Raw genomic sequence first — 8,356 nt, 5'->3', positions numbered from 1 at the left:
TGTGAAAACTTGCCCCCTGTGGGGGCGCGGCTTCCCGCGTTTTGGGTTTGCATACAAGCGGGGCAAAGCCTCGCTCCCACAGGGGATTGCAGCTCAGCGGGAAACCGCATTCCTCAAATCACATGCGCCTGCTGCAATTCCGTCAATGACAGGACCTTGAGGCTCGCCAGTATGGCGTCGCGGCGATCCCTCGGATGAGCCAGTTCCACGGCCAGCTCCTGACGGATATTGCTCGGCCGGTTGCACATTACCAGTACCCGATCACTCAGATACAGCGCCTCGTCCACATCATGGGTCACCAGCAACAAGGCGATGGCATGCCGCTGGGCGAGCTGCAGCAGCAGGTCCTGCAGCTTCATGCGGGTGAAGGCGTCTACCGCGCTGAACGGCTCGTCCAGCAGCAAGACTTTGGGGTGTGAGTACAGCCCGCGAGCAATGGCCACCCGTTGCGCCATGCCACCGGACAGCGCCTTGGGCAACGCGTCAGCAAACCCCGCAAGACCGACCTCTTCGATCAACTGCGCGACCCAGTCCTTGTCGTAGTGCTTGTCGTCGCTGAAACCGATGTTCTGCTCCACCGTCAGCCATGGCATCAGGCGCGGCTCCTGGAACACAAACGCGACTTCGTCAGCGGTTCGATGCAACTCACCCTGATAGTCTTTTTCCAGCCCGGCGACGATCCGTAAAAGTGTGCTCTTGCCGCAGCCACTCGGTCCCAGCAGGCTGATGACTTCCCGGTCGTGCAGCTTTACATGCACGTTGTGCAGCACCGTAGTGCTGCCGAACGATTTGCGTTGGACGTTGATATCCAAAAGCACTTCAGTCATCTCTCAATCTCCGGTGCTTTGGCCACTGAACGTGTCGCGCCAGGCCAGGAAGCGTTTTTCAAGACCGGCTAAAGCGCCGTCGCTGATTTTGCCGAGCACTGCCAATACGATGATGGCTGCCAGTACGATGTCTGGTCGCGAGGTTTCCCGGCCGTCACTGAGCAGATAGCCGAGGCCTTTGGTGGCGGCGATCAACTCTGCGGCAACGAGGAACATCCATGCCAGGCTCATGCCGCTGCGCAAGCCGGTGAACAGGCCGGGCAGGGCGGCCGGCAACAGGATGCGGCGGGTCAGGCGACCACGGCTGAAGTCATACATTTGGCCGACTTCGACCAGCTTGCGGTCGATATTGCGAATCGCTGCCACGCCGTTGAGGTACACCGGAAAGAACGCGCCAATTGCGATCAGAACAATTTTCGAGGTCTCGTCGATGCCCAGCCATAACAGCAGCAGCGGCACCCAGGCCAGACTCGGGATTGATCGCAGGCCGGCGAACGTTGGCTCCAGATAGGCTTCAGCCTCACGGCTCAAGCCGACCCACGCGGCGAAAATCAACGCCAGGCTAGTGCCGATGGCGAAGCCGATCAATACCCGCAACAGGCTGGCGCTGATGTGTTTCCACAACGGCCCGTCAGCCAGGTCGCCAAGGGTCAGAGCGATCTCGCTGGGCGCTGGCATCTGGTACGACGGCAGCCAGCCGATGCGCACGATTATCTCCAGAAAAACGATGATCAGGAGCGGCAGCACCAGGCCTTTTCCACGTCGCTTCCATGCAGCGCCGGATGTCGGATTAGGCAGCGCGAGCGGCGCTGGCAGGTCTTTGCTTTTGCTGTTCATGGGGGGGCTCTAGCTAAACATAACCATCTGAACTGAAATGAAGCCGCTCTGGGTTTTACTGACTCGCCGTCAATGTCTTGCTGAAACCCGGATCGATCAGTTGATCAATTACCTGGTCAACATTCACACCACGGCGAACCAGTTCTTCAGACACCAGAATTGGCGCTGCACCTTTGGAAGACGCGACATCCTTGCCGCTCAATTGAGGGGTGCTCAGGTCGGTGCGGGTCAGTTGCAGCTTGGCAACGTCCAGCGGCAGGCCGGATTCCTTGGCCAGCAATTCGGCCAGTTCATCCGGGTGCTTGACCGACCATTCGCGGGCTTTTTCGTAGGCGCTCAGTACGGTTTCGATGGTCTGTGGATGTTCCTTGGCAAACTTCTCGGTAACGCTCAGCACGCCATAGCTGTTGAAGTCCTTGTTGCGATACAGCAGGCGCGAACCGGCCTGGACTTCGCTGGCAGCCATGTGTGGATCAAGACCGGCCCACGCGTCGACATCTCCTTTCTCCAGCGCGGTGCGGCCATCCGGATGCTGCAAGTGCACCAGTTCCACGTCGTCTTTTTTCAGACCTGCCTGTTGCAGGGCGCGCAACGTGAACAGATACGGATCAGTGCCCTTGGTGGCGGCGATTTTCTTGCCTTTAAGGTCGGCGATGGTTTTGTACGGTGAGTCCTTGCGCACCAGCAATGCGGTCCATTCGGCGCGGCTATAGACATACACCGACTTGATCGGGCTGCCGTTGGCGCGGCTGAGTACTGCTGCCAGGCTGGCCGAGGAGGCGAAATCCACGCCGCCGCTGTTCAGGTATTCAAGCGAGCGATTACTGCCCTGACTTAACACCCAACCCACTTTGCTATCCGGAAGGGCCTTTTCCAGCCAGCCGAAATGCTTGAGCACCAGGCTTACTGGCGAGTAATAGGCGTAATCCAGCTTCACTTCCGCCGGGGCGGTTTCTGCTGCGAAGGCCAAGGGATTCATGCCCAGAGCCAGCACACTGGCGCCGATCAACAGCTTTACGCGAGTAAAGGAAAACAGGGTTTTAGCGTTCATTTGGAACAGCTCCAGGCAAGGCGATATCAGAGATTTTTCTTATTCACAAAAATGGCAGTAGGCTGATTGCTTTCCTGCTTAAAAGGAATATTGCAGGCTCTGTGCCAAATGGCCGGGAGTTGAAATACAGGGGCTGGAAGTGTGCGGGACAAGGTTTTGCTGTCGGTGGGGAAACAGTCTGTTGAGCGACTGTTGCCGGAGCAACAGTTCGCGGGGATGCCGACGATGGCCATTCTGGTTGTCATGCATTTTCTGTGAGGCCGCCCGGCGTCCCTGATACAGCGCTGTCGCGCAGCAAACCGGGAATTGTAGGAGCGCGCTTGCCCGCGATAGCGTCACCACAGTCGATACATTTGTCGGCGGATAGAACGAATCGCGAGCAAGCTCGGCTCCTACAGGGGCGGTGGTTTGTCAGGTATTCAGGGCTTCCAGATTTCCACATCTTTGGCATCCACCGCTTTGGGCAGCAAGCTTGCAGCAAAGAACGCGTCGGCGATTTTCTGTTGTTCGCCGAGTTGATCCGCTTTCACCGGGCGCACTTCATACGTGCGGTGGCTGTTGGCGATTTCAACGGTGGCCGGATCAAGGTTGCCCCACAGCGGGCCGAGCAAAGCGGCGGCTTCTTTCGGATTGCCTTTGACCCAGTGACCGGCTTTCTGCAATTGATCGAATACCAGCTTGAGCACCTCCGGATGGGACTTGGCGTAAGGCGTGCTGGTCAGGTAATAGCGTTTGTAACTGGCCAGGCCGGTGCCGTCCGCCAGAGTGCGGGTGGGCAATTGGCGCTGCACGCTGGTCAGGAAGGGTTCCCAGGTCACCCAGGCGTCAACTTTGTTGTTCTCGAACGCAGCACGCCCATCAGCAGGTGTCAGATAAGCAGGCTGGATGTCAGAGAACTTCAGACCGCCCTTGGCCAAGGCTGCGATCAGCAAGTAATGCGTGCCGGCTGCTTTGGTCACGGCGACTTTCTTGCCTTTCAGGTCCGTCAGTTCCTTGATGGGCGAATCCTTTGGTACCACGATGGCCTGGGCGGAGGGCGATGGCGTCTCTTCTGCGAAGTAGGTCAGCCGGGCCTGAGCCGCCTGAGCAAAGATCGGCACGGTATCGGCGACATCTGCGCTGATATCGACGTTGCCGATGTTCAACGATTCCAGTAACGGCAAACCGCTGGGGAATTCATGCCAACTGACGTCGATGTTCGCATCGTTCAGGGCCTTCTCCAGCCTGCCCTGGGTTTTCAGTACGGTGATCAGCGTCGAGGACTTCTGATAGCCGATGCGCACGGTTTCCCGAGCCTGGGCTGGCAGCATCAGCGTCCATGCGGCGGCGATGGCCAGGCCTGCAAGCAGCGGGCGACGCAGGCGAATATTCAATAGCGGTTTCGACATGGCATTCTCGAAGATGGATAAGTATTTGCAGACGAAGAAGAGGGCGCTATTGCGCCCTCTGGAAGTTTTGCAGCGTTATCAGGCGACTTTTTCCTGAGCCTCACGCTCACGCTTGGCCACCAGTTCGCGGGTCAGCGGGATGAGTTTCTTACCGTAGTCGATAGCGTCGTCCAGCGGATCGAAACCGCGAATCAGGAAGGTGGTGATGCCCAGGTCGTAGTAATCCAGCAGCGCTTCAGCGACCTGCTCAGGTGTGCCGACCAGTGACGTTGAGTTGCCTTGCGCGCCCAGCAGGCCGGCGATACCGGTCCATAGGCGTTTGTCCAGGCGTGAACCTTGCGCAGCAGCGGCCAGCAGGCGGCGCGAGCCTTCGTTGGGTGGCTCACGACGCACGAAGCCATTACCTTCGGCGATGGCTTTGGCGCGCTCCAGAATGCTGTCGGCTCGGGCCCAGGCTTTTTCTTCGGTTTCCGCCAGGATCGGTCGCAATGACAGACTGAAACGCACCGTCCGACCATGCTTGGCGGCTTCAGCGCGGACTTCCTTGACGACCGCGCGGACCTGCTCGTAAGTCTCGCCCCACAGCGCGTACACATCGGCGTGCTTGCCCGCTACGGCAATGGCCGCCGGCGAGGAACCACCGAAATACACCGGGATGTGCGGCTGTTGCGGGGACTTCACCAGCGAGTGGGCGCCTTCAAACTGGTAATACTCGCCTTTATGGTCGAAGGGTTTCTCGCTGGTCCATTCTTGACGCACGATGCCCAGGTATTCATCGGTGCGGGCGTAGCGCTCGTCCTTGCCGATATGGCTGCCGTCGGCGCGCAGTTCCTTGTCGTCACCACCGGTAATGATGTGGATCGCGGTGCGCCCGCCGTTGAACACGTCGAGGGTCGCAAACTGACGCGCCGCCACGGTTGGCGAGATGAAGCCAGGCCGGTGAGCGATCAGGAATTTGAGTTTGCTGGTGACGCTTGAGGCATGAGCGGCAACAAAAGCGCTGTCCGGGCTGTTGGAGTGGTAGGCCACAAGTGCGCGATCAAAACCAGCGTCTTCATGGGCTTTGGCAACTTTCGCCACGTATTCGGGCTGGATGGTCGGGCCGCTGCGCGGGTGGATTTCCGAGCCTGGCTGGGTGGCGATGTAGCCGATGAATTCGATGCTCATGAACAGCTCCTTCTTGTATTCATACCGTATGGGGTCGAGACAGTGGGGATGAGTTTTCCCGAAACCTGAATCCTTACCTGCAACATATGGCTATAGAAGCGAGCTGTGAAATTCTATTTTGACCTAAGGTTATTATAAAAATATTGCATGTACTTTTGCTTCAGGATCAGTGTTCGGAATTTTTCTGACCGGTATCAAATCGCCGTAAATCCTGATGTCTGCCTGCGGAGCAATAAGTGCGGCCCGATTTCCGGAATCGAGCAGACCCCAAGCATGGCCATGTCTCGCGACACTTCATCTCTGAGCAACTGAATTGCGTGGTCCACACCTGCTTGCCCGGCCACTGATCCTGCAAAGGCAAACGGTCGGCCGACAAAGACGAAGCGCGCACCCAGCGCCAGCGCCTTGATCACATCGGTGCCGCGGCGCACACCGCTGTCGAGCATCACCGGAATGCCTGGACAGGCTTTGACGATTTCCGGCAAGACTTGCAGGGGGGAGACGGCACCGTCCAGTTGGCGACCGCCGTGATTGGAGACAATGATGCCGTCGACACCGCATTCACGGGCCTTGATGGCATCATCTTTGTGCAGGATGCCCTTGATGATCAGCGTGCCTGGCCACTGCTTGCGAATCAGTTTGAAGTGTTCCCAGTTCAAATGGCCGCGGGGCGCAAAATCCCTGGCCACATGTGACGAAACAATTGGCACGCCGCGATGTGCATAATTATTTTCGAAGTGCGGCATGCCGTGTTTGAGCAGCGTCCTGAAGAATGTACCGAATAGCCATTTGGGATGGCTGATGCCGTCCCAGGCGAGACGCAGCCCGGGTCGCAGCGGCGTGGAGAACCCTGTGCGCAGATTATTCTCGCGATTGGCCGCCGCCGGAACGTCGACTGTGATCACCAGGGTTTTGAAGCCGGCTTTTCCCACTCGCTCGATCAACGCCACGATATTTGCTTCGTCGCCTGGCAGATAAGCCTGAAACCAGGCATCTGGATTGGCCTTGACCACATTTTCAAGCGGGATCAGCGATGATCCGCTCATGATCATTGGCAGGTTGGCGGCCGCTGCGGCCTGGGTCAGGATCAAGTCGCCACGGTAGGCGTAAAGCGCGCTGATCCCCATGGGCGCGATGCCAAACGGGACGGCATAGCGACGGCCGAACAGCTCGGTCGTCAGCGTGCGCCGGGAGATATCCACCAACGCACGCGGTGCGAAACCGTAGTCCTGAAACGCCGCCCGGTTCCACTTCAGCGAGAGATTGTCTTCAACTGCACCTGCTACATAGCCGAAGATCGGTCCAGGCAAGTGTTTCTGTGCCGCCGCTTCGAAGTCATCCAGACGCAGCAGTTTTTTCAGCGCTTTGCCGGGGGCGGCAGCTGAATTCGATGGTGAACGTGCACTTGCGGTTGGCAGGGTCGACACGCTGTTGATTATTCCGATGATTTGAAAGAGGCCACACATTAGTTCTGATGGGCATCATACGTTTATCTGCAGGTGAACTTATATTACCGATCCGCAGGGATATATCACGCTCGTTAATCAATTAAAGGGTTGAAGATGCAGGGGGTATTGTGCAGTCCACGGTTTTACTACTTATAGGCGTTTGGCAGAGGCTTATAACGGGCCGGGTTATAAACTTATATTATCTGAGTATTTCGTTTTACGAGGTTGGGTACTTAGCGTGCGGGCCTTTAGGTCGGGGTGTTCAGGCTGATTGTCTGCAGGGGCGGTCCCGATGTGTTCGGGTTATCAAGGAATGTTAAATGTTCAAGTCAACACTGACGGCCGCGGTGGCGGCGGGTCTGGTTGCACAACAGGCAGCCGCGGCGGGTTTTATCGAGGACAGTAAAGCGACGGTGACGGCCCGTAATTATTATTTCAATGGTGATAGTCGGGACGGCGCAGCCGAACCTTCAAAACAGGAAGAATGGGGGCAGGGCTTTATTATTGATTACACCTCCGGTTTTACTCAGGGTGTTGTCGGTGTGGGTGTCGATGCGTTGGGGCTGGTCGGGATAAAACTGGATTCGGGTAAAGGCACGGCTTACAACTCTGGCAGTTCTTCCGGTGGCGCAGTTTTTCCAAGTGACAGCGATAATCGTGCGGTCGACCAGTTCGGCAGTCTGGGGTTGACGGGTAAAGTTCGAGTTTCGAAAACCGAACTGCGCCTGGGTACCTTGCAACCCAAGTTACCGGTCGTCACCTACAACGACGGTCGCCTGTTACCGCAGACGTTCGAAGGCGGGCAGATCACCAGCAAGGAATTCGACAACTTGACGCTGATCGGCGGCAAGCTTGAACACGCCAAGGGGCGCAACTCCACCAGCGCGGACTCGCTGTCTATTTCCGGCTCCAACAGCCGTACCGGTCAGCGCAGCAATGCCTTTTATTACGGCGGCGCTGATTACCGGATCAGCAAGGACCTGCTGGCGCAGTATTACTACGGCAATCTGCAGGATTTCTATACCCAACACTTCTTCGGCCTGACCCACAACCTTGAGTTGCCCGCGGGCAAGTTGAAAACTGACCTGCGGTACTTCCTCAGTGACTCAGACGGCAAAAATGCCAGTCAGGAAGGACGGCTGGCAGGTTATCGCACGTCTGGCCGCCCAGGTACTTCGGGTGAGGTGGATAACCGGACCTGGAGCGCTTTGTTTACCTACAGCCTGGCAGGGCATGCACTCAGTGCGGGCTATCAGCAGGTTAACGGCAACAGTGACTTTCCTTTCCTGAATCAGGGCGACGGAGCGACGGCGTATCTGATCACCAATAAGCAGATCGGCAAGTTTCAGCGTGCTGGCGAGCAAACCTGGGTCAGTCAGTACGGCTACGACTTCGCGGAAATCGGCGTGCCGGGTCTGAAGAGTTCTATTTCATATTTGCGTGGCAGCAACATCAAAGCGGCTGGCGCGGGACATGAGTGGGAGCGTGACCTGAGCGTCAGCTATGTAGTGCCGACCGGTACGTTCAAAGGGCTGGGTCTTACCTGGCGCAACGCAGCCTTGCGTTCCGGCGTCGCCAGTCAGCGCGACCAGGACCAGAACCGCGTCATCGTCAGCTATTCCCTGGCGTTGTTTTAAC

At 57.6% G+C, this 8,356-nt stretch carries 7 protein-coding genes; 1 reads left to right on the top strand and 6 read right to left on the bottom strand.

What is annotated here, in order from left to right; translation table 11 throughout:
• Nucleotides 1–113: 113 nt before the first annotated feature.
• The 6 genes from ACYASS_RS20625 to ACYASS_RS20600 all read right to left on the bottom strand — a co-directional run bounded on the left by ACYASS_RS20625 (nucleotide 114) and on the right by ACYASS_RS20600 (nucleotide 6,697).
• Complete coding sequence (locus ACYASS_RS20625) at nucleotides 114–827, bottom strand: ABC transporter ATP-binding protein (protein WP_463587490.1); 714 nt, start codon at nucleotides 825–827, stop codon at nucleotides 114–116.
• Between the two features lie 3 nt (nucleotides 828–830).
• Nucleotides 831–1,664 carry an ABC transporter permease gene (locus tag ACYASS_RS20620; RefSeq protein ID WP_463587489.1) on the bottom strand — a complete coding sequence of 278 codons (834 nt, stop codon included), beginning with the start codon at nucleotides 1,662–1,664 and terminating at the stop codon, nucleotides 831–833.
• Between the two features lie 55 nt (nucleotides 1,665–1,719).
• Nucleotides 1,720–2,715 carry an aliphatic sulfonate ABC transporter substrate-binding protein gene (locus ACYASS_RS20615; protein WP_463587488.1) on the bottom strand — a complete coding sequence of 332 codons (996 nt, stop codon included), beginning with the start codon at nucleotides 2,713–2,715 and terminating at the stop codon, nucleotides 1,720–1,722.
• A 419-nt stretch (nucleotides 2,716–3,134) separates the two neighbouring features.
• Nucleotides 3,135–4,103, bottom strand: coding sequence for an aliphatic sulfonate ABC transporter substrate-binding protein (locus ACYASS_RS20610; protein WP_463587487.1), 969 nt, complete (start codon nucleotides 4,101–4,103; stop codon nucleotides 3,135–3,137).
• Nucleotides 4,104–4,181: 78 nt separating this feature from the next.
• Nucleotides 4,182–5,270: an LLM class flavin-dependent oxidoreductase gene (locus tag ACYASS_RS20605; protein WP_463587486.1), complete on the bottom strand. Its 1,089-nt coding sequence runs from the start codon at nucleotides 5,268–5,270 to the stop codon at nucleotides 4,182–4,184.
• Nucleotides 5,271–5,464: 194 nt separating this feature from the next.
• The gene (locus tag ACYASS_RS20600) at nucleotides 5,465–6,697 is read right to left on the bottom strand and encodes an alpha-hydroxy acid oxidase (RefSeq protein ID WP_463587485.1); all 1,233 of its coding nucleotides are present in this window, start codon (nucleotides 6,695–6,697) and stop codon (nucleotides 5,465–5,467) included.
• Nucleotides 6,698–7,038: 341 nt separating this feature from the next.
• Between ACYASS_RS20600 and ACYASS_RS20595 the strand changes: the two genes are divergently transcribed.
• Nucleotides 7,039–8,355, top strand: a complete 1,317-nt coding sequence (locus tag ACYASS_RS20595; protein WP_463587484.1) for an OprD family porin — start codon at nucleotides 7,039–7,041, stop codon at nucleotides 8,353–8,355.
• Nucleotide 8,356 lies beyond the last annotated feature (1 nt).

This window comes from Pseudomonas sp. HP_14 (assembly GCF_055283875.1).
Note: the sequence above shows the minus strand (reverse complement) of the source record. Positions and strands in the feature narration are given on the sequence as shown.